The sequence below is a fragment of the Flavobacterium mekongense genome, from assembly GCF_047038255.1.
Taxonomy (GTDB): domain Bacteria; phylum Bacteroidota; class Bacteroidia; order Flavobacteriales; family Flavobacteriaceae; genus Flavobacterium; species Flavobacterium mekongense.
On record NZ_CP174374.1, the window covers coordinates 2,080,826 to 2,101,387 of the forward strand.

The following is a 20,562-nucleotide window of genomic DNA, read 5'->3' on the forward strand; positions in this document are numbered from 1 at the left end:
CATGCAATGAAGAATATAGTGGCAAAGCTATAGCAGTAGCATTCCCGAATCAAACAGTATAGTGTGCGATTCGGGAATTAAACACATTACTTTTTGTGTTTTTTAAGTTTAATTCGATCGTAATTGCGTAGGTGTCACACCATACTTTTTTTTAAACGCAAACGAAAAATGAGAAAGGTCTTCAAAGCCAACTTCTAAATAAATATCTACTGGCTTTTTCTTTTGATGTGAGAGTTGGTAGAAAGCTAATTCGAGTCTCTTTTTGGTAAGCCATTTTTGAGGTGTTGTTCCAAACAGTTTTTTAAAATCTCGGTTAAACGTTGACAGACTTCGGCCTGTTAAATATCCCAATTTTTCTAAAGGCATATTGAACATAAAATGACGTTCCATAAAACTGATTAAATCGACTTTTCCCGGTTCATCAAAGTTGGCTAACACACTGTCTACACTCTGATCAATAGCTCTCAAAATACTAATAGCTTCTGTGATTTTTAAAGAGGCAATGTTTTCGGGAAAGTTGTCTTCCATTTCGAAATAAGGAATCAAGGAAGCCAAACAACTTTCGAGTAATGGATGATTATTGAAACTATATATTTTTTGCTCAGGAATTAGTTTTTCTTTGACTTCTACTTTTTCATAAAATTGCTTCAAACGCTCTGTTGATAAATGCATTACGACAGTTCGATGAGGAAGCCCGTCTTTTGGATAGTTAATTATGGTGGCTAATTGATTTCTTGGGATCAGGAAAATATCTCCTGTATTAAAAATAAAAGTTCTATCTGCCTGAATTATTTTAGTTTCGCCGGAAATAAACCAAATGAGCATATGCTCTTCAAACATAATATCTGACTTGAACAGTTTGTCATCGTAGCTTGAAAGCTTGATGTCGGGTGTTATATATTTTGCTTGATATTCCATGTATTGTTTTTGTAGTCATTTTGAATATTACAAAAATAATAACTATCATACAGTTTACTTTGTTTAAAATGTCATTTTTTAAGCCTAACCAATAAGTTAGGCTTTAATTTTATATAGTTTTGTTCAGTTAAAAATGAAATCGGACATCGGTAATTTGCTCGCTCAAATCCCATAGTCGTTTAGCGTTTACCTCATTTAAAGAATAAGCTTCCACTCCAAATGTTCCAATACTATTTTCAGATGCCATTTGGGCGATATCAGCATCTTCACAATATACTCCACCAATATTATTGAGCAATGGACTTGTAGCACACCAAACTGTTGTTGCTGCTCCTTGTTGAATTGTTTTTAATCGTGCCGCTATTTCAGGCAATATATTTCCATCAGCATCTACAAAACCCATTTTTTGTAACAATTCTAAAGATGCTTCTCTTGCCAGTTCGGTTCCGCCTATTGAGCCCGGGTGTAATGAGTACGCCCTTACATTGTGCTGCTTTGCACGATTGTCTAATTCAAGAGAAAATAAGTTGCTTGCTGTTTTGGATTGTCCGTACGCATGTAAAGTTTCATATTCCCTGTTTATAAAATTAGGGTCATCGAAGTTGAATGGTGCCATGTGATGGCCTAAAGAGGACACATTAATCACTCTTGCTCCTTTTGCTTTTTTAAGTGCAGGAAATAATATGGCAGTTAGATGGTATTGACTTAGATAGTTAGTTGCTAATTGTGATTCGATTCCACGACTGTCTCTTCGCAATGGTACCCACATGATACCGGCATTGTTGATTAGTAAATGAAGTGGCCTTTCAGATGCCAAGAATTTTTTAGCAAATGCATCAATTGAATCTGGATTCATCATATCCATGGTTTCTAATTCTACATTTGGAATTCCAGCTAAATTCTTTTTTGCTTTTTCGATATCTCTCGCTGGTACAATCACTGTTGCTCCTGCAACGGCTAATGTTTTGGTAGTTTCAAGCCCGATTCCGGCATTGCCTCCTGTTACGATTACAATCTTTCCCGTAAGGTCAATTCCGTTGATTACATCACTTGTTGTTGATGTTGCGTTAAATCCAGAACCTAATGGCAGTTGTAACACACCTTGATAATTGTTGTGTCTCATTTTTTTAATTATTAAAAGTTATAAGACAAAATTATGTGCATAACTGATGTTAGACTTTGTTTTAAAAGTCAAATTGCTTTGTTTAGAAAGTCAATATCTTTTTGAGATTTTGTTAGATTTTTTACATCTATATACGCCAATTCGGTAAAACAGGTAAAAACAAATATATCGCGAACTAAATCCAAACCTCCGATTTTGAACTTCTTTTCCATTAACAAGTTTAAATACCGTTATAATATCATTGAAGTAAAAACAGAAATTGGATTCTGCTTCACCCAGCCAATAATGCCCTTAAAGAACTGAAAAGCTGTATTGCTCCGGTAACCAAAATTTCATGAGCCGGACTGGGATTACAATCACGAAAAACTTTTGCCTAGCTTAAAGTATTAGTATATGGGGCTTTGGATAAAAAGCAACGAGTTTTAATCATCATTAAATCTTAGATTTTTAAAATCATGAAAACCAAATTTTATAAAAGTTTGAAACTAGTTTTGTTTCTATTGTTTACTGCATTAAGTAATTCAGTCATTATGGCAAAGACATTTCACCGAAAGCTAACTAGCCAAATTTGCAATCTGTTGATATATTGAAAGCATTGTTTTTGGTAGCCAAAGAGGCAGTGGATAGTTTTTTATATCCCTGTTTTAAAGGATATATTAAAGAAGTGCAAAAATAGTTTAATCAAATTTTATAACGATTAAATTATAAGGGAGCCCAATCAGAATAGATTGGGCTCTTCTTTTGAGAGATTATTACCTATTTACTGGTTTCCCTAATCATAATAATTTCATTGTTAGAAGCGCTATATCTTCTGTGACTTTGGTAGGAGAATTGCAATCACAATTGCACAATCCAATTACATAAATATCCTCACTAGGGATGTAAACTCCCATAGATTTAAAACCAAATACACTTCCACCGTGTTCTTGTATCAAAATTCCGTTGATTTCTTTAATATGCCAACCATAACCATAATTAATCTCTTGACCATTATTCAGTTTGTATTTGGTAAAAGCTTTTTTGAGGGTATGATTATTTATTATAAGATTTTGATTTAAAGCATTTTGCCATTTAAGCATATCAGTAACGGTTGACATTAATGCGCCAGAGGAGAATGGAACACTAAAATTAATTTGTGTTTTGTTTACATATCTGTCTTCTTTTTTCTGATACCCATATGCTCTCTTTGGGATGATTTTCCTATCACTGGCATAATATGAATTAGTCATACCGGCTTTAACAAATATGTTTTTATTGATAAAATCTTCATATTGTTCACCAGATATAAGTTCAATGATATAACCTAAGACTACATATCCAGAATTATTATATTCAAATTTTTCTCCAGGTTTAAAATCCCCAGGTTCGTTTTTAAAAAAGTCAACCATCATTTTAGGTGTCATTTCTTTTTGAGCAATCTCTCGAAGTGATTTCATTTTTGTAAAATCTTTTATCCCAGAAGTGTGTGTTAATAAATGGTGAATGGTTATTTTCTCACCTGATGGATAATCTGGGATGTATTTTGAAATAGGGTCACTTAGGTTTAATTTACCTTTTTCTTCTAATATCAATACCGATATTGCGGTAAATTGCTTGGTTACCGAACCTAGTTGAAAAATATTTTCAGAGGTTAAATCCACGTTAAGTTCCAAATTTGCCTTACCAAATGCTTTTTGATAAATTGGTTTGCCTGCTTTTGCAATTAAAAATTCACCTCCCGGACCATTTTTGTCTTTAAAAATATTAAGAAGAAGACTATCTATTTTTGATTCAAAATTTTGTCCATAAGTATGATTTATGGAACATAAACAGATTGTTGTGATTAGGTATAGATAGTTTTTTATTTTTTTCATTTTTTGATTGATTTTCATTTTTGATTGATTAGTATTATTTGTCAATGTCTTTAGTTATTTTACAACCTAGGAATAACCCTAGCCCAGCAAATGTAAAGATACTAGCAGGGTATAAAGCATTTTCATCTAATGCTGTGTAAGTAGCTAATAATAGACCGGTAAAAGTTCCTACACCTATTCCCATTAATAGAAAGGATAAGTTTAGCACAATGATTTTTTGAAATGATTTACCACTTTGATTGAAAATGCTTGCATTTGCTCCTTTCTCTATAAGGGCTAATCGTTCTCTATTTCTTGTTGACAGATAAAGATAAAAGATGCCAAAGATGGCTAAAAAAAGACTTAATGGAATTAAAATACCTTCGTTCATAATTTTTTATTTTGAATTGATTAATAATTTAAAGAATGATTCATTACAAATTATGACGACGGTATATTTATTTTGGTTACAACACTCTTAATCTTTTTTTTGATTTGGTTGTAACCAGATTGCTTTTTTCTTCGTCAAACTGTTATATGGCTTTCATAAACGATCAACATTATATTAATCAAATAATCGAGGGAAACACTAATGCGTTTTCTGTATTGGTTGAGCAGTATAAAAATTTAGTGTTTACTTTAGCTTGTAAAATGCTTAAAAACCGAGAAGAGGCAGAAGAGGTCTCACAAGATACATTTGTTAAAGCATTTGGTTCGTTACATAAATTTAAAGGAGATTCAAAATTCTCTACTTGGCTTTATAAAATAACTTATAATACCTGTTTGGATAGATTAAAAAAAAATAAAAAGAAGTGCGATATTGTAGTTGCTGTTGAGGATTTCACGGACTATCAGTTAAAAGTTATCTCTGATATTTTGGATAACATTGATGAAAATTACAGGAACCAAAGAATTCAGGAGTGTTTAGAAATGCTTCCTAGTGAAGAAGCTTTTTTGCTAACACTATATTATTTTGATGACCAATCTATAGAAGAGATAGCAAAAGTTATTGATTGTAGTACTAACAATGTTAAAATAAAGCTTTTTAGAAGCCGTAAAAAAATAGCTTCGATTTTGAAGGATGCATTAGAACCGGAAATATTAGACTATTATGAAAGAAAAAGACGATAAATTGTTACAGAATTTGGTAGAAACTGTTATGAAGACTACCTTGACTGAGTCTACCTCTAATGGTTTTTCTGAAAGGGTAATGTCTCAGATTTTGATGAGTAAAAAGACTGAGGTTTATACTTATAAGCCATTAATTTCAAGGGCTGTAATAGTTATAATAGTGATTAGCTTTAGTTTGTTCGTTTTTTATGTAATGAAAAAAGGTGATTCTTATAATTCTGACTGGTTTAGTAGATTAGAATATTTTCAATACAAAAGTCATTTTACAAACTCCTTATTTCAATTTTCTAAGAGTACCATTTTTCCAGTTGTTTTTTTTGCATTAATGTTATTGATTCAAATTTTATTTTTAAAAAAGCACTTTGATAGACATTTTGAATAATAGCAACTTAAGAAATTGTAAATACTATTAAAAGATTATCTTTTATAGTTGCTTTTGGTAAAAAAAAAAGCCTGGTTGAAAGGACCGGCTTTTTTACTGTTTTGCTTATTCTTTGAAAATATTGTTATTGTCTACTTTGAATATAATCTGACAAATTGTCGACATTACTACTAAAAGTAAAAATACCATTGAGTTTAAAGTAATTTTTGGGTTCAATACAAAAGTCATATGCATATTTAGCAAAGTCTAATTTATTGTCTTCAAAGTTAAATAGGTTAGCAATTTGAATTATTTGATTAACATTAAGGCAATTTGCACTGATCACTTGTTTAGCAGTTTTGAGTCGGGTATCTTCGAAGCTTTGTTTTTTGATAGTTGTTAATGCAGCATTGAAATTGGTAGCAGACATTGAAGGTCTGCCATTACAACCACGAGAGGGCTCAGCTGGATTGATAATTACATTTCCAGATTGGTTTGAAGAAGTGGTAGTGGTGGTTGTTTGTGTTATTACCCCATTTCCTATGTTGTCGTTTATAGAGACTCCTAAACTGATACCACCTACATTGACTCCAACGCCAACATTATTGCCTCCTACTTGGGTTGTTGTAGTTGTTTGAGTCATACCTCCATTTTGATTTACAATTACAGGAACTCTAGGCTGTCCATAATGAATTACGTGAATATTTGAAGGAGGTATAAAATCGGGGCGAACGGGAATAGATGAAAAGTAATTTAACTTCATTTTTGTCTTATTGTTTTTATCTCTTTTGATTTTATAGGTCACATCGGAGAAGACATCATCAACATCAGTAATCATCAAGTTATTTTTTGAAATATCAGATAACGCGGTATCCTCAAATTTTATTTTTACATTATAGTAAGGCTGATTTAAATCTTCAACTCTGAGATTAGTTTGAGGTGTATCATTGATTACTTCACCGTTTAGAATTAAAGTAAAACGATCGCCATCTTCTGAAAAAATATTAAGATGTCCCACTTGGCCAGATTGAGAAAAACTGTATGTTGATACTAACAATAGAGTCATTAAAATAATTTGTTTTTTCATTTGTAAGTTTTTAAAACGTGATTCAAAATAGTTTAAAAATTTTTGCTCTCCAGTCTTTTTCAGAACTTATTGATCAAATATCATGGGCTCTTTTTTTGTCTAAAGAATTTTAGAGCAAATGTATAGATTGTCACTAGTTTAAATTTATACCTGAAAGCAGGTAATTTAATCCAAACCCTTTTGGGTTAAGGTTTTAGAGTTTTAATTTGGCTTCAAAAAACAGAGAGAATGAAAAAACGATTTAAATTTTTTGCACTTAGCATTAGTTTTATGATGTTATTGGCTTGTAGTAAGGAAGACGATAGTTCGGCTGCAATAAGAAATCATGAAGAACAGTATTTAATTGATATTGCTAATATTGAAGAGTTTATGAAGACACATTATTTAACGGTTGTTAACCACCCAGGTTATGATGATGATTTAGATGTAACGTATACTAAAATACCTTCCGGTGGAACTCAGGTCTCTATTTGGGATCAAACTACTTATCCAGTAAGAAATAGAATAGTTAATGTTACTCAAAACAATGTTAATATTGCTTATAAAATTTATTATTTGGAATTGAGAACAGGAACTGGGCTTAATGGTTCTACTCCTTCTAATGTTGATGATGTTTTGACCTCTTTTAGAGGTGAATATATTTATAAAAGGACGGAGACTGTTGATGGTGTTACTACTAATACTATACTTGGAGAAGAGTTTGAAGACAATAGATTTCCTCAGTCTTTTTTACCTTTGTCGAGTGTAAGAGTTAAAGGTTTTGCTGAGATATTTCCAAAGCTTAAATCGGGTGATTATACCGGAAATCCGGATGGAACTATAACTTATTTTAATTTTGGAGCGGGTATAGTGTTTATTCCTTCAGGATTAGCTTATTACAATCAGTCTACTCCTAACATTCCGGTCTATTCACCTTTGGTCTTTAATGTTAAATTATATGAGGTTCAGCGTGCAGATTTTGATGAAGATGGTGTGCCTTCCTACTTAGAAGACTTAAATAATGATGGTTATATATATACATTTCCCTCAGGTACTATAAATCCTGATGATACTGATGGTGATGGAATCCCTGATTTTAAGGATATTGATGATGATGGGGATAATTTTGTGACAAAATCAGAAATTAAAAATTTAGCGACTAATACAACCTATCCTTTTAATGAAATTCCGACATGCGGACCAAGTGGTAATGGTAAAAAAAGACATTTAGATCCTACTTGTCATAATTAATATTTGCAAAAAAATGTAATTAAATAGATTTTTTGACTTTTTTCTAAACTTTTTATAGTTTACCTTTTTTATTTCTAATGTGATTGATTTTTTTTGAGTTCTTATCATTACTTTTTGAAGAACTTTTCGGGATTTATTGATAAATTAGGTTGTGATATAATTATTTTCCTTATACTGTTTCTTTTATTGAATCGGAAAGCTTTTAAATCTAAAATGCAAATTTTCAAAAGAAAAGAAGGAAAGCCATTTGTTTAAATGAAGGCTTTCAAAAAGCAAGCTTTTCAGAAAAAAAATACGACCCTACATGGGTTTATAAGTGAGATGTTTAAATTTTTACGAGAATATCATTTATAGTATTTTGGTGGAGATTTTTTGCGAAACCCAAAGGGTCTGAATATTTTTTTTAGCAACCCGGAACTTACCTTAGATTCTTTTTTTTAATGTAAAATATTCAAAAAATGACAAGCCTGTTGATTTCATAACAGAAGAAATAATATAACTTTTTATTAAAAGTAGTATGGCTAACAAAAAGCAGAATTATCAATTTATTAATACCTGATTTCAGGTAATTACAGGGAAGATTAAACTCTTAACTGAACTTTAAATTATATTTGATAATTGATTATTTTTTTAGTATGAATAGAGTTTGTTGTTTTTTGCTTTTTTGTTTTATATTTTTTGGAAGGGTTTCTTTTGCTCAAACTTCTTTGAATGATTATTCAGGTGTTATTTCCAAACTCAAAAGTGAGCTTTTAATTTCAAAATCAGATAGTTTAAAATGTGTATTGCATTTTAAACTATCTGATTATTATTACAAGTGGGAGGTTTTTGATAAATATAAGTTTCATTTGCAATCAGCCAATAGTTTGATTAAGAATAATCCTTTTTTGAAAGATCTTTCCATATTCTACAATGCGACATTTTATAACTTAAATAAAGATCAAAAGACCTACTATCAAAGGTTACGAAAGGCAGTTGAACTTTTGAAGAAATATGATGTTAAAGAAGTTTATGTCCTTAGGGCAAGGATTTATAACAATTTAGCAATTTATTATCAATTAAACAGTGATGATGATGAGATATTGCGACAGATATTTGATGAAGCAATTCCATTGGCAGAAAAGGGTGGGAGTAAAGAATGGGTTGGTATTTTATATGGTACTGTTGCTCGTTTAATGTTTAATTATCAGAATTATGAGCAATCTGAAAAATATTACAAGTACTCCATTCAAGTTTTAGAGAGGTGTAAAATATTTCAAGTAGATTATCTTGTAGAATCTTATTTAACTTATTCGCAACTTCTTATAAAATTGAAAAAGAGTGAATTGGGAATAATTTATTTAGATAAAGCAGAAGCTGTAATAAAAAAGAATCCTCTTTCAACTTTATCTCCTAGATTGTATTATTATAAAGGGTATTATTATTTTAGAGTAAATGATTTTAATAAAGCTATTTATTTCTTAGATATAGCTAAGGAAAGAGCTGACGCGTTGCATGATAAATTAGCTGTTTTGGATATTAAGCTTTTAAAATCAAATTGTTTCATTGCTTTAAAGAAGTATAAACCAGCTCAAAAGTTACTTATAGAGTATTTAGAGTCTCCTGAAATATTACCATCAGATAAGATGTCATTTTCAAAGAATTTAGCTTGGGTTAGTATTAAAATAAACGATTCTGTTACTGCCATAAAATATTTTGAGCAATATATTACTCTAAGTGACAGTCTTAATGAAGCTCATTCCAAAAATAAAATGTCAGCCCTAGAAGCAAAGTTTAATGCTTCTCAAAAGGAAAAAAAGATACTTCAATTACAGCAAGAGAAGAGTGTAAAAGAAAACGATTTGAAAACTTTAAAGATGTGGTATTTATTTGCTGTATTGGCTCTTATAATTCTACTGATAATGATTTATTCATTTCACAAAAATTTAAGAAACCAAAAAATGATAAATTATCAAAAGGATTTGATTCATCAAAAGGACTTAGATAATTTGAATTCACAAAAAGAAATTGAGCTTATGCAAGCCATGATAGATGGAGAAGAAACCGAAAGGAAAAGAATAGCCAGGGATTTACATGATGGGATTGGTAGTAGGCTTTCTTCGTTGAAGATGCAACTCGGTCAGGTTGAAAACTTTAATCATGATAAGTTCTCTACAGATTTAGGTTTTGCAATAAGTGATTTAAGGCAGATTGCTTTTAATTTGGTGCCAGAGACTTTATCAAAATTGGGTTTAGATAATGCATTAAAAGATCTTTGTTTTACAGTTAGTAACGCTAATGTTACTATACAGTATAATTCAAGTGGAATTGACACTAACATAGTACCGTCCAATCAAATTACTATTTTCAGAATTGTTCAAGAGTTAATAAACAATTCTTTGAAGCATTCAAATTGCACAGATGTTTTTGTGGACTGTAGTCAAAATGGCACTTTGTTTTTGATTACTGTAGAGGATAATGGTATAGGTTTTAACAGTACTGATTTAGATTATTTTTCAGGTTTGGGATTAAAAAACATCAAAAATCGTGTTGAGTTGTTGCGGGGAAAAATAGAAGTAAGATCGAGTTCTTTTCAAGGAACTATATTCAATATTGAACTAACAGTTCAGCAGCAAAATGAAGAAGAAGTATAACATCATAATAGTTGACGATCATCCTATTGTTATAGAAGGATTAAAAAATTTATTATCGGGGCTTGATTTTGTTTCAGTTCAAGCTGCTTTTACTAAAGGAGTTAGTGTTTTTGGTTATGAAGATTTGAAGACTACTGACATTGTTTTTTTGGATGTATTTTTAAAAGATAGCAATGGTATTGATTTGTGTTTGAAATTAAAGAAGATTAATCCGCGAATTGTTGTTTTAGCCATTAGTAGTCAATCAGAACGAAGTATAGTTATGCAGATGATGAGAAATGGTGCAGATGGTTATTTGTTAAAAAGTGCCTCAATTGATGAATTTAAAGCGTGTATATTGACTGCTATTAATGGTAGACAAGCCTTTTGTAATGAAGTGAAAACAGTAATTGAAAAGATTTCAATCCATGATTTAAAAAATATCCCAAGACTCACTTTACGAGAAAAGGAAATACTTACTTTGTTAAGAGATGGGAAATCCTCCATAGAAATAGCTGAGACTTTATTTTTGAGTTTTCTTACAGTGCAGACCCATCGTAGAAATTTACTAAATAAATATCAAGTAAAGAATTTGGTAGAGCTTTTGAACTTTGTAAAAGATAATGGGTTATTATAATTATTGCTTAACAAAATAGTCTAGGTATTTGTATTTACTGTAGGTATTCTATGTACTTAATGAAAAAGAAATTATTATTTATTATTATTGACTTTAGCTTTTCAAGTCTTGATACTTCGGTATCATACAAAATGGCCAAATCTGCGATGATTTCTTTAGCGATGTCATTGTCAATAGGAACATTTCTATAAAATCCTAAAAGTGAAGCTCCAATACCAAAAAGTTCTAATTCATATTTTTGGTTCCAATGTTTACAAATCGCATAATTTTCAAATGGATTTAAATCGCTTGCAAAATAACCATTTGGGAATCCTGCAAATGCTTCATAAGAGTGTTTAACCGGGATAACTTTTAAGATTATTTTATTGTCAAAAGCTTCCAGAGGAAATGAATTTATTTTAACCAATAGATTTATTTCATCCTCTTCTATTGTTAATCCTTTTTCACAAGCTGTTGCAAAAGATATTGTATTGGTTTGCTTTATAAAATTTTGATAGCGAATAAAAAACTCTGAAGGTGTTGAGATATAACCAATATGTTCCCCATTTTCGAAGCAAACCGGATCTAACACCGATAGATCATGTCCTTCTGTAATGTCTAAGTCGTGCATGTTGATTGCATGTGTGGTTGTATATTCAGCCTGATCCAGATTATCAAGTGTAAAAATTATAGTTTTAAGGCAGTTATTATTTTTAAACTCCATATATTTTTCAATTATGTCATTGAAAGATTTAACATCTTCAATAAAATAACTAGTGAATAATATTTGGTCAAAGGATTGTTCCTGCTGAAGAGGTGTAAATTTCATATTGTACTGCTTTAAGATGTTTTTAAATCACAAAGTTTTAAAGTTCAAAGCCAATTTATTTTAAAATGAAAAATAAACTTTTACAAGTTATTTTAATTTGATTAATGCTGCAAATTTCTTTGTGATTTTATTTTTGCTTTTTAGTGCACTTTTGAGTTTAGAGATTCAACTACATATCTTTAAATATTTGGTTTTCTTAAAGATGTTTTATGAGTGTTGATGTTTGTTAAATGTGAGTTAGGCATGTAATGTTGATTAAGATAACTTAGTATAGACTATGGCAAAAGGACAGTAAATTAGATGGAACAATAATTTTGATTTTACATAGTAAAATCTTAAAAAAGATTTCTAAGATTTTGTTTTGGTTCTCCTTCAAGAAATTTAGGCCATTTATCATAATTTATTTGTGATGTTTTTGGCATATTAGTGCTATTCGATTTTAATGGAATAGCTAAAGGAGTTTGTTTAACAGTTTGACTTTTCCTTGACTTTAAAATGTATTCAGAATTAGAGTGATTGAATAATTGAGGACGGTTTTCCTTTTTTTTCCTTTTTAACTCTATAAAGCTTTGTAAAGTTTTCATTGTATTTAGTTCTGCTGAATTAAGGTTTTTCCAAAAAAACCATTGGTGAGTTATTAGAAATCTATATTCATGAATAAAACCTGGAAATGTATATTCGATAGCAATATGGTTATTATTGAAAAATGGTTGAATATCCCAGTTCACTTTGAGTTTATGCTTTGTTAACTCTAAATTAAACTCATCTTTTAGGGATAAAGCACCCAAAAAATTGAGATAAAAACTATGGGGTTTATTGATAGTAACCAAATAGTTAGCTTCAGATGTTGTATTTTGATAAAGTGCTTCTTTAAATGAAGATTCATTCTCAGAAAACCTTGTATTTAATAATGGTAAAGTAAATAACCCCATTACAAAAATAATTATTGATTTTTTTTTTTGCATAACATGGAATTTATTGTTGCTATACAAAGCTACTTTACGTTAACTCTTCAACTCGTTCACTTAAGTTAATAAATGCTTCTATTTTTCTATTGTTTAAGTTTTTAAGACAGTCATTGTTTAGCATGAAGATCATATTTAAGTAGATGGTATCAAATACTCAAGATTGAAATCAAAAAAATAATTACCGAGTCTGACGGGGCAGTAGTGTTGGCAAGTGTATAAATTTTTATTTGCCGACCGGTTTGGTAGTGATTGCTTTTGTGGCGACCGATGTTTTATGATTAGTTTTTTCTGTTCTTGAAGTTGAGTTTATAAAAATTGATGAGACAATTTATTGTGCATGTATTGGTTGGCTTGCAAAGCAATTAATAGAAGTGCTTTTGAGCAAATGAAAAATTATACTCTTGCTAGGGATTTTGGTTTTACAGGTGCCCCAAGGTTAATCATTAATTGTAAATTATTAATTATGAGTTGATGTTGAGATGAGCAATTAAAGGCACTCATAAAAGCATTGCAAATACTATCCACTTAAGCGGTTGGCTAATAAAGAACGTGAATTTAGCAGTTTATAGAAAAACAGTTGAAAAAAATATTTCAACTGAAAAAGTAATGGCGCCATAGTATTTATTTAAAATGGGTGAAATAATAAACAGTATTATAATACTAATAATCTGGAATTGGTTCAAAGGCAGTAGCCATTGAAGAGACAGGTTAGAAATGTTTGCTTCTTAAGGGTGTTATAAGTATTGATAAATCTGTAGTAGGGTTAACTTTAAAAGTGCAGAATGCTTAGCCAGGCCATTTGGCTCAAAAATGATTACTTGATTTGAGATGACGTAAATTACCTTTTTTCAGGTATATGTATTTGTTGGACCAAATATTAAATTTGAATTTATAAAATTGGTATCCTTATTGAATTGAATCATGCAAACAGAATATTCAAAAATGATTTTGTAAGTTGTAATTGGTTAAAGCATTTTTTACTATGCTTTAATTTTTACAGTACAGCTGATTTTAAACACTTATTTTTATTCCTAAATCACATATAATTTAGTTTTTATTCAAGTAGAGTGAATCTTTGTAAGTTTATAATCTAAGTCAAATTAAATATTAGATGCACTTAATTAATACTTGTAGCCTATACCAGAACTAAGAAAAAAATATACTGAAAAATTAGGCAATAATATTTGAGTTTATATTTAAAATACCACAAGTAGTATACAAACAATTTGACTAACAGGACAATAAATCCTATATTAAAATAGCAGCTTAAAGTTTCTATAAATTTGATTCAATTTATAACCTGAAAAGTTCTGCATATTTAAGAACTTACCAATCAAACTATAATTAAAAATGTAAAATATGGAAGAAAAGTATTTAATGCCAACACAGGAAGCAGGGCGAAAGTTTGTCACCCGACAAATACAAGGAAGTATTGTTATGCTCAACTTGCTGCGTTTTCGCGAAACCGCAGACTATTCTGATAGCCCCGAACTTAAGCCAAATGAACCAATAAGCGGAAAACAAGCATATCGGCTTTATATTGAACATACCATTCCATTCTTGACAAAATCGGGAGGAGAAATTTTATTTATGGGAGAAGCTCAAGATTTTTTAATTGGACCTGATACTGAACGATGGGATCAAGTATTACTTATCAAACAAAATAGTGTTAATAGTTTTATCGCTTTTGAATCAGACAAGGATTATATGTATGGAATTGGACATAGAACAGCCGCATTATCAGATTCAAGACTTTTACCAATTATCGAAAAAAATGAAATCTAAAAAAGAGGTAAAAGAAAGTTATAAAGGAAAAAAAATTCAAGTCGTGGTGTTTCAGATAAGAAATATAATCAATAACAAAATATATATTGAAAGTAGCATTGACTTTATAGCTATTTGGAATAGGCATAAGTTTCAACTTAACAGCGGGCTTCATCTTAATAAGAGTTTGCAAAAAGAATGGACAGAGTTTGGACAAGAAAATTTCATTAACGAAATTTTGGTTGAATTAAAACAAGATGACACAAAAACTATTGACTATTGCCGTAAAGAAGTTAAACAATTTGAAGCACTTTTTATTGAAGAGTTACAACCATTTGATGACAAGGGTTACAATACTAAAAAAGTAAAATAAAATGAGTATGTTTATTACAGTGGTATGGAAGAATAGCGACTACGGTTCTATTAAACAGTTGTGTAAGGCTGTATTTCTATTAATTTTTTGTGATAGAATTTGATTCTTCGATAAACCTTAATCAGTTAACCTTTTGGCCTTTCGCTTTAGATAGGTTTACTAAAATTTGATACTTCATTATCTTGTGAAAGCACAAAAAAAACAATATGTTGAAACACTTTTTATCATAAAGTTATTTTGATTTTAAATTTTATACGGTTGTCGCAATTAATAAAGAGTTAATCTTTTTTTAATTATACATCTAAAGGTACAATATATTCAAATCTTTTTTTATTACATAGATTCAAGAATCTATCCCAATATTTTTTTGCTGACCGGTTTGGGAGTGATTGCTTTTGTGGGTGACCGATTTTTATGATTAGTTTTTCTATTCTTGAAGTTGGGTAAATAAAAATTGAAGAGACTATTTATTATGTAGGCATTAGTCTACCGATTACTTTATCACAGCCTGAAAGCCAAACTGTTACCAACATTATTTTGAAGGCAGAAGGTACATTCAGCATTTGTGTGTTACCGAGAGCGGCACTATACTATCTTGGTGATTTCTTATGTTTCTGTTACCGGTTCGCACCTGATAAACGAGATAGCTGAGTAGACTAAAGGAATTATTACTGCTATGGTGCTGTTGCATAAGCCCAGACACCTTAAAACCAAACGAGCCAGTAAGGAATATTTTTTTGACCAAGTGCTACGTAACGGTCTGCGGCTTGCTCTTGAAAAAGCGAATGTGCCTTATATATTGAATCACAACCCGGAACGGGACTGGGAAACCGATACCCGATTTTGGCATAAATGCGTTGCTGTAGCTCAATTTAATATACAATGTGCTAAGGACAACCCACAGGTTGAAGTAACACTTTGCTAGATTGTGCTGCAGAATAATGCTTGTGTACAGTTTACTTTGGGGTTAATTAGGATGGTTTTAGTTGCAGCTGAGCTTGCGCTGTTGAATACTAACTGAATAACATCCCTACGGGATTTTGGATTTTTTGACATTTTTTCTACCGATATGTTGTCCCTACGGCACTAGTAATAATTTATAAAATAACTTTTATGGAAAGAATTACTTATTTCCCCGATAATTTACGCCAACTGGCCGAAAAACATTTTGTGTTTTGTAATCACAAAACCCTAAGAAGAAGCAGGACACTATTCAATTGAGCCTTTCCGGATATTCGGATGTGATGTATTTGATGGCAGATATTGTAAAAGTATTTATGCTTGCATAAGAAGGGGAAACAAGTTGCAACCTAATACCTGAACCGATGGTGAATATAGCCGTGTACTTAGGATTATATTGGATTCCTTATGAAGCGGTGGAATTGTTGGATAAAATGAGGAGGTGATGTTGAAGTCCGGACATGAGCAGGAGTTTATTATAGAGAACCTATATCTTACCGTACCGTCTCAACTTTGTTAACCGCTTCGGTAAAACGTGGAGACAATCAAATGAAAATACTTATTCTTAAAAGAAATTTCAATTTCTTGATCCGAGATACTAAATATATTAGTGAAATGATATTTTAATGTAGGAGTTACCAACATTAAGGATAAAAAAAAAGCAGTTTTTGAACTGCTTTTTAATTAAAATTGATGGTTTGTAAGATGTATTAATGACTATACTTTTAAATTTTTATAACTCAAGGTAGTAACGCTTACCACCATATTCTTCAATGTATTGAATGGACATTAAAAGACACGTTTCCCATTGGTCTAAACAGCCATTTCCGTTGAAATCTATAAAGGTATAGGTGTAAATAGTTGTCCAATTTCCGGAAGTAGTTTCAACTTGAAATGTTACTGTATTAACTGCAGAATTGGCGGCATTCATAGATTGCGAAATTCCTACTAAGAGTAGTAAGGCAAGAAATAGTTTTTTCATTTTTTTTGATTTATTTAATGTTAATAATGATTCAACAATTCAAATTTAGTAGTGATAGATATGAATTCTACTTAACTTTAGTTAAGAAATTTTCTTTTTTAATAATGTCGTTTTATATGTGAAAATTGACTAGCTATATTATAAAATGACGCTTTGGGATATGAATTAATTCTTGTTATTGCGAGTTCACTGTAGATGATTGTTATTAGTTATAAGTCGTTTAATGTTTGTGATATTCCATCTATATTGATTAGGTTAAATTGATTTTCTCAATGAGGATTGCATTTAATGGCGTTCTCATTTTAAAATATTAGCTTATTGGAATTCACAATTGATTAGATTTATTGAACGGTATATTGCATTTTATCGACTTCTGAAAGACGGAAATAACCTAATGCAAAATTTTTGGTGTCAGTTTGATTTATAATGTTTCCGCGCACATTGGTAGGTTGTGTTTGCCAGGGTCCGCCTTCACCATCTGAAATTTGAAGAAGGATGTTCATGTAATTCTTGTATTGCTGTGAAATCCCAAATAACGAAAATGTCATTTCATCACCTTGTTTCAGATCTTCACTCATGTACAGTCCGAAGATTTGGTTCCCTTGTGTAAAAGTATCATCGTAAACATCATAATCAGGAAAAACAGTAATACTGGTTTCAACAGCAGTCATGTAGAAATTATTTTCTAAACCATTGTCTTGAAAAAAGAACTTTATTTCAACCAAGTCACCGGTGATTCCTCCCTCATCACTCTGCTCAACATTTTCAATGTCTGGGGAAGCAATCATTTTTTCTGTGGCAACATAGGTCTGACCTCCGCTAATAACTTTTAGGGAGTAAGTTTGACCAATAACCGGAATGAAATTATTACATACATATTCTCCAGTTTGAGGCATTTCATTAAATTCGAAAACATTATTATTGCTGTCGGTTACTGTTACTATAGCATTTGAAACTACAGGAACGGTACTTTGGTAAAAGCCAGTTGTAGTGGTTAGTTTTATTTTTTGAAGACTACCATCAGTGCCTTTGACCCAGTTGATAGAGGCATCAATTACAAGCCTTGGAGGAGCAGTATTAAGGTTGACATTAACAACCTCTTCGCAACTAGTGAATACAATTGCGGCCAAAAGAATTATTAAGTATTTGATATTTTTCATACAGTATTATTGATTTTATCTAGAATTTAAAATTATAAGAAACACTCGGAATGATTCCGAAGATTGACAATTGTGTTGCCTCATTTTTGCCGGTTGTTTCATTTTGGTTGAAAGACATTGCGGCAGCATTTGAGCGGTTATACAAATTGTAGACGCTAAACACCCATTCACTTTGCCATCCCTCTTTTTTTGTTGGTTTTGGGGTATAGGTTGCTGAGATGTCTAAGTGATGATAAGTAGGCAGCCTACTGGCATTTCTTGACTCATATGTTGGAACTACAATACCTCCGTAAACATATTGTCCGTTTGGAAAAGTTGCTGCTTTTCCTGATTGTAAAGTGAACGTTCCCCCCAATGCCCATTTATTAGTAAGAGAGTAAGCACCTGTAATTGCCAGATTGTGTGTTTTATCATAGCTTGCACGATACCAATTACCATTATTGATTCCGGTTTCAATGGCTGTTCTCCCAGGTGTTTGTTGTTCTGATTTTGAAAGAGTATATGATAGAAATCCGGTTAATTTGCCTGTGTTTTTCCGTAATAATACTTCCAAACCATAAGCTCTGGCTCTTCCGTTGAGTATGGTTTGCTCGATGGTATTGTTGGCAATCAAATCGGCACCATCGATGTAATCGACTTTGTTTTTGATTTTTTTGAAATAGCTTTCAACTTCCAGAGTGTAGGCATTGTCTTTAAAGTTTCTATGGTAACCAATAGCAACCTGGTCTAAAATTTCAGGTTTTATATAGTTGTCACTAGGAGCCCAGACATCTAAGGGTGTTGCTGAGGCCGTATTTGAAATTAGGTGTAAGTATTGGCTCATTCTGTTGTAACTAGCTTTTAATGATTCCTGATTATTTAATTTATAAACGATTGCCATACGCGGTTCAAGATTATCAAATTTGGCAATAGTGCTCCAGGTTGGAGTATAAAAGGAACCGTTTGGGGTTGCGCTTTCATAAATTCCTAAGATTTCATTGAATACAACTGCTTGATTGTTGGCGTAAGTATTTAGTGTTTGTTCACCCAATCGAAAGAACATACTGTATCTCACCCCATAATTGATTGACAACTTATCTGTAATGTCTTGTTCGGCCTGAACATATAGTGAAGGCTCAAACGCATATTTGTAATCCAATTGTGTTCGATTGATTCCTGAAGAGCTATCGGACGGACTTACAGTTCCCGGATTGAATTCATAATATATTGAGCTCATTCCATAAGTTAGTTTTATTTTATTTGTTAAATAATGTTTGAAATCATATTTGAGGTTGTAATTTTTAATTCCTGACTCCCAATCTAATCCTTCAAAATCAACCGTTAAACCATAATAGTAATCACTATAAATTACTGACAGGTTTGAGAATATTTTGTTAGAGAATAGATGGTTCCAACGTAAGTTGAAAACTGTATTTCCGTAAGTATTGCTGAAAAAGTTCTTTATTCTGAACAAATCCCTTCCGAAATAGCCCGATAAAAATAGGTTATTGTTGTCGTTAAGTTTGTAACTTAATTTAGTATTCAAATCGTAAAAATATGCTGAGTTATCATTGTCAGATAGTTTCAAGAAAAGATGTGCATAAGAACCTCGTCCTGCCACAAGAAACGAGCCCCAATCTTTTTTTATTGGACCTTCAGCTAACAAGCGACTTGAAATAAGCCCAATACCACCATTCATGTGAAATTCATTACTATTTCCATCCTTTTGATAAATGTCAAGAACTGAAGATATTCGCCCACCGTAGCGTGCCGGAATCCCTCCTTTGTATAATTTAAGATCTTTGATAGCATCTGAATTGAATACAGAGAAGAATCCAAATAAATGAGATGAATTGTAAATGGTAGCTTCATCCAATAAAATCAAGTTTTGGTCTGCCGAACCACCACGAACGTTAAATCCAGAGGAAGCCTCACCTGAATTGGTAACTCCCGGAAGCAATAGAATTGATTTAAGTAAATCAACTTCACCAAGAACAGCCGGCATTTTTTTTATTTCGGCAATTGTTAATTTGTTGGTACTCATTTCAGGGCGTCTGACATTATTTGTATTATGTTGACTTTTAATCACTACTTCTTCCAGTTGATGGTTGTTGGCTGATAATGTGATGTTCTTTTTGATGTTTTCATTAAGAGTAATTTTTTCTGAGAAAGTTTGATAACCAAGATAACTTACCACTATAGTATAATTACCGGCAGGAAGTGAAATTGAATAAAAGCCATATTCGTTTGTAGTAACTCCAGTGTTTAATTCTTTGATGAAAAAGTTTACTCCTATGAGTTTCTCATTACCGGCAATGTCGGTAATAGTTCCACTCATTGTAAATCTTTCTTGTGAACTGGCATTTGATAAAGACAATAGGAATAAAAAGGCGCTTAGGAAAAATTTCATTGATTGATTGCTTTTATGATTAATGATTGTTGTGTAAAAACATTTGAACTCCTGTTAGCACTGTTTTAGAGGTCAATGATATGTTTTATGATTCGTTTAATGATTTAATTAATATTTTGGGCTTTATTAGTTTGATAGAAATGCTATTGGAATACTTATTTTGTCATTTTATTTTGTGCTAAGTTTTTACTTGTTTTATTTTGTTTCAGGCTGTGACTTCCACTTTA

General features: G+C 31.3%; 17 protein-coding genes. 7 read left to right on the plus strand and 10 right to left on the minus strand.

What is annotated here, in order from left to right; all coding sequences use genetic code 11:
* Window positions 1-108 precede the first annotated feature (108 nt).
* From ACJG85_RS08930 to ACJG85_RS08945, 4 genes are all read right to left on the minus strand, one after another.
* On the minus strand, window positions 109-918 hold the full coding sequence (locus ACJG85_RS08930; RefSeq protein WP_412476196.1) for a helix-turn-helix domain-containing protein: 810 nt from the start codon (window positions 916-918) through the stop codon (window positions 109-111).
* A 127-nt stretch (window positions 919-1,045) separates the two neighbouring features.
* On the minus strand, window positions 1,046-2,041 hold the full coding sequence (locus tag ACJG85_RS08935; protein ID WP_412476197.1) for an SDR family NAD(P)-dependent oxidoreductase: 996 nt from the start codon (window positions 2,039-2,041) through the stop codon (window positions 1,046-1,048).
* Between the two features lie 776 nt (window positions 2,042-2,817).
* The gene (locus tag ACJG85_RS08940; protein WP_412476198.1) at window positions 2,818-3,912 is read right to left on the minus strand and encodes a serine hydrolase domain-containing protein; all 1,095 of its coding nucleotides are present in this window, start codon (window positions 3,910-3,912) and stop codon (window positions 2,818-2,820) included.
* 16 nt (window positions 3,913-3,928) lie between these two features.
* Window positions 3,929-4,264, minus strand: a complete 336-nt coding sequence (locus ACJG85_RS08945) for a DUF6249 domain-containing protein (RefSeq protein ID WP_412476199.1) — start codon at window positions 4,262-4,264, stop codon at window positions 3,929-3,931.
* Window positions 4,265-4,410: 146 nt separating this feature from the next.
* Here ACJG85_RS08945 and ACJG85_RS08950 point away from each other — a divergent pair, with 146 nt between their 5' ends.
* Window positions 4,411-5,004, plus strand: a complete 594-nt coding sequence (locus ACJG85_RS08950; RefSeq protein ID WP_412476200.1) for an RNA polymerase sigma factor — start codon at window positions 4,411-4,413, stop codon at window positions 5,002-5,004.
* Window positions 4,985-5,386, plus strand: coding sequence for a hypothetical protein (locus tag ACJG85_RS08955; protein ID WP_412476201.1), 402 nt, complete (start codon window positions 4,985-4,987; stop codon window positions 5,384-5,386). The genes ACJG85_RS08950 and ACJG85_RS08955 overlap by 20 nt, the downstream gene beginning before the upstream one ends.
* Window positions 5,387-5,510: 124 nt before the next feature.
* On the opposite strand, the gene ACJG85_RS08960 is transcribed toward ACJG85_RS08955, so the two are convergent.
* Window positions 5,511-6,452 (minus strand): DUF4476 domain-containing protein, encoded by a 942-nt coding sequence (locus ACJG85_RS08960; RefSeq protein WP_412476202.1) that lies wholly within the window; start codon window positions 6,450-6,452, stop codon window positions 5,511-5,513.
* Between the two features lie 228 nt (window positions 6,453-6,680).
* Here ACJG85_RS08960 and ACJG85_RS08965 point away from each other — a divergent pair, with 228 nt between their 5' ends.
* The 3 genes from ACJG85_RS08965 to ACJG85_RS08975 all read left to right on the plus strand — a co-directional run bounded on the left by ACJG85_RS08965 (window position 6,681) and on the right by ACJG85_RS08975 (window position 10,931).
* Complete coding sequence (locus ACJG85_RS08965) at window positions 6,681-7,682, plus strand: FKBP-type peptidyl-prolyl cis-trans isomerase (RefSeq protein ID WP_412476203.1); 1,002 nt, start codon at window positions 6,681-6,683, stop codon at window positions 7,680-7,682.
* Window positions 7,683-8,317: 635 nt separating this feature from the next.
* Window positions 8,318-10,315, plus strand: coding sequence for an ATP-binding protein (locus tag ACJG85_RS08970; RefSeq protein WP_412476204.1), 1,998 nt, complete (start codon window positions 8,318-8,320; stop codon window positions 10,313-10,315).
* Complete coding sequence (locus tag ACJG85_RS08975) at window positions 10,299-10,931, plus strand: response regulator (RefSeq protein WP_412476205.1); 633 nt, start codon at window positions 10,299-10,301, stop codon at window positions 10,929-10,931. The genes ACJG85_RS08970 and ACJG85_RS08975 overlap by 17 nt, the downstream gene beginning before the upstream one ends.
* A gap of 34 nt (window positions 10,932-10,965) precedes the next feature.
* On the opposite strand, the gene ACJG85_RS08980 is transcribed toward ACJG85_RS08975, so the two are convergent.
* Together ACJG85_RS08980 and ACJG85_RS08985 are read right to left on the minus strand one after the other, a co-directional pair.
* Window positions 10,966-11,739, minus strand: coding sequence for a hypothetical protein (locus ACJG85_RS08980; RefSeq protein ID WP_412476206.1), 774 nt, complete (start codon window positions 11,737-11,739; stop codon window positions 10,966-10,968).
* A gap of 335 nt (window positions 11,740-12,074) precedes the next feature.
* The gene (locus ACJG85_RS08985; RefSeq protein ID WP_412476207.1) at window positions 12,075-12,704 is read right to left on the minus strand and encodes a hypothetical protein; all 630 of its coding nucleotides are present in this window, start codon (window positions 12,702-12,704) and stop codon (window positions 12,075-12,077) included.
* A gap of 1,362 nt (window positions 12,705-14,066) precedes the next feature.
* Here ACJG85_RS08985 and ACJG85_RS08990 point away from each other — a divergent pair.
* Window positions 14,067-14,492 (plus strand): DUF1330 domain-containing protein, encoded by a 426-nt coding sequence (locus tag ACJG85_RS08990; RefSeq protein WP_412476208.1) that lies wholly within the window; start codon window positions 14,067-14,069, stop codon window positions 14,490-14,492.
* On the plus strand, window positions 14,482-14,844 hold the full coding sequence (locus tag ACJG85_RS08995; RefSeq protein ID WP_412476209.1) for a GIY-YIG nuclease family protein: 363 nt from the start codon (window positions 14,482-14,484) through the stop codon (window positions 14,842-14,844). Before ACJG85_RS08990 ends, ACJG85_RS08995 begins: the two co-directional genes overlap by 11 nt.
* A gap of 1,693 nt (window positions 14,845-16,537) precedes the next feature.
* Here the strand turns inward: ACJG85_RS08995 and ACJG85_RS09000 are convergent.
* The 3 genes from ACJG85_RS09000 to ACJG85_RS09010 form a co-directional block, all read right to left on the minus strand.
* Complete coding sequence (locus ACJG85_RS09000) at window positions 16,538-16,786, minus strand: hypothetical protein (protein ID WP_412476210.1); 249 nt, start codon at window positions 16,784-16,786, stop codon at window positions 16,538-16,540.
* 341 nt (window positions 16,787-17,127) lie between these two features.
* Window positions 17,128-17,946, minus strand: a complete 819-nt coding sequence (locus tag ACJG85_RS09005; protein ID WP_412476211.1) for a DUF4249 domain-containing protein — start codon at window positions 17,944-17,946, stop codon at window positions 17,128-17,130.
* Between the two features lie 19 nt (window positions 17,947-17,965).
* Window positions 17,966-20,335 (minus strand): TonB-dependent receptor, encoded by a 2,370-nt coding sequence (locus tag ACJG85_RS09010; protein ID WP_412476212.1) that lies wholly within the window; start codon window positions 20,333-20,335, stop codon window positions 17,966-17,968.
* Window positions 20,336-20,562 lie beyond the last annotated feature (227 nt).

Excerpts from the sequence above, each read along its gene's own strand:
- ACJG85_RS08950 (WP_412476200.1), top strand. The coding sequence starts at position 4,411 with ATGGCTTTCATAAACGATCAACATTATATTAATCAAATAATCGAGGGA.
- ACJG85_RS08930 (WP_412476196.1), bottom strand. The coding sequence starts at position 918 with ATGGAATATCAAGCAAAATATATAACACCCGACATCAAGCTTTCAAGC.
- ACJG85_RS08945 (WP_412476199.1), bottom strand. The coding sequence starts at position 4,264 with ATGAACGAAGGTATTTTAATTCCATTAAGTCTTTTTTTAGCCATCTTT.
- ACJG85_RS08990 (WP_412476208.1), top strand. The coding sequence starts at position 14,067 with ATGGAAGAAAAGTATTTAATGCCAACACAGGAAGCAGGGCGAAAGTTT.
- ACJG85_RS08935 (WP_412476197.1), bottom strand. The coding sequence starts at position 2,041 with ATGAGACACAACAATTATCAAGGTGTGTTACAACTGCCATTAGGTTCT.
- ACJG85_RS09000 (WP_412476210.1), bottom strand. The coding sequence starts at position 16,786 with ATGAAAAAACTATTTCTTGCCTTACTACTCTTAGTAGGAATTTCGCAA.
- ACJG85_RS08965 (WP_412476203.1), top strand. The coding sequence starts at position 6,681 with ATGAAAAAACGATTTAAATTTTTTGCACTTAGCATTAGTTTTATGATG.
- ACJG85_RS09010 (WP_412476212.1), bottom strand. The coding sequence starts at position 20,335 with ATGAAATTTTTCCTAAGCGCCTTTTTATTCCTATTGTCTTTATCAAAT.
- ACJG85_RS08975 (WP_412476205.1), top strand. The coding sequence starts at position 10,299 with ATGAAGAAGAAGTATAACATCATAATAGTTGACGATCATCCTATTGTT.
- ACJG85_RS08960 (WP_412476202.1), bottom strand. The coding sequence starts at position 6,452 with ATGAAAAAACAAATTATTTTAATGACTCTATTGTTAGTATCAACATAC.
- ACJG85_RS08940 (WP_412476198.1), bottom strand. The coding sequence starts at position 3,912 with ATGAAAATCAATCAAAAAATGAAAAAAATAAAAAACTATCTATACCTA.
- ACJG85_RS08995 (WP_412476209.1), top strand. The coding sequence starts at position 14,482 with ATGAAATCTAAAAAAGAGGTAAAAGAAAGTTATAAAGGAAAAAAAATT.
- ACJG85_RS08985 (WP_412476207.1), bottom strand. The coding sequence starts at position 12,704 with ATGCAAAAAAAAAAATCAATAATTATTTTTGTAATGGGGTTATTTACT.
- ACJG85_RS09005 (WP_412476211.1), bottom strand. The coding sequence starts at position 17,946 with ATGAAAAATATCAAATACTTAATAATTCTTTTGGCCGCAATTGTATTC.
- ACJG85_RS08970 (WP_412476204.1), top strand. The coding sequence starts at position 8,318 with ATGAATAGAGTTTGTTGTTTTTTGCTTTTTTGTTTTATATTTTTTGGA.
- ACJG85_RS08980 (WP_412476206.1), bottom strand. The coding sequence starts at position 11,739 with ATGAAATTTACACCTCTTCAGCAGGAACAATCCTTTGACCAAATATTA.
- ACJG85_RS08955 (WP_412476201.1), top strand. The coding sequence starts at position 4,985 with ATGAAAGAAAAAGACGATAAATTGTTACAGAATTTGGTAGAAACTGTT.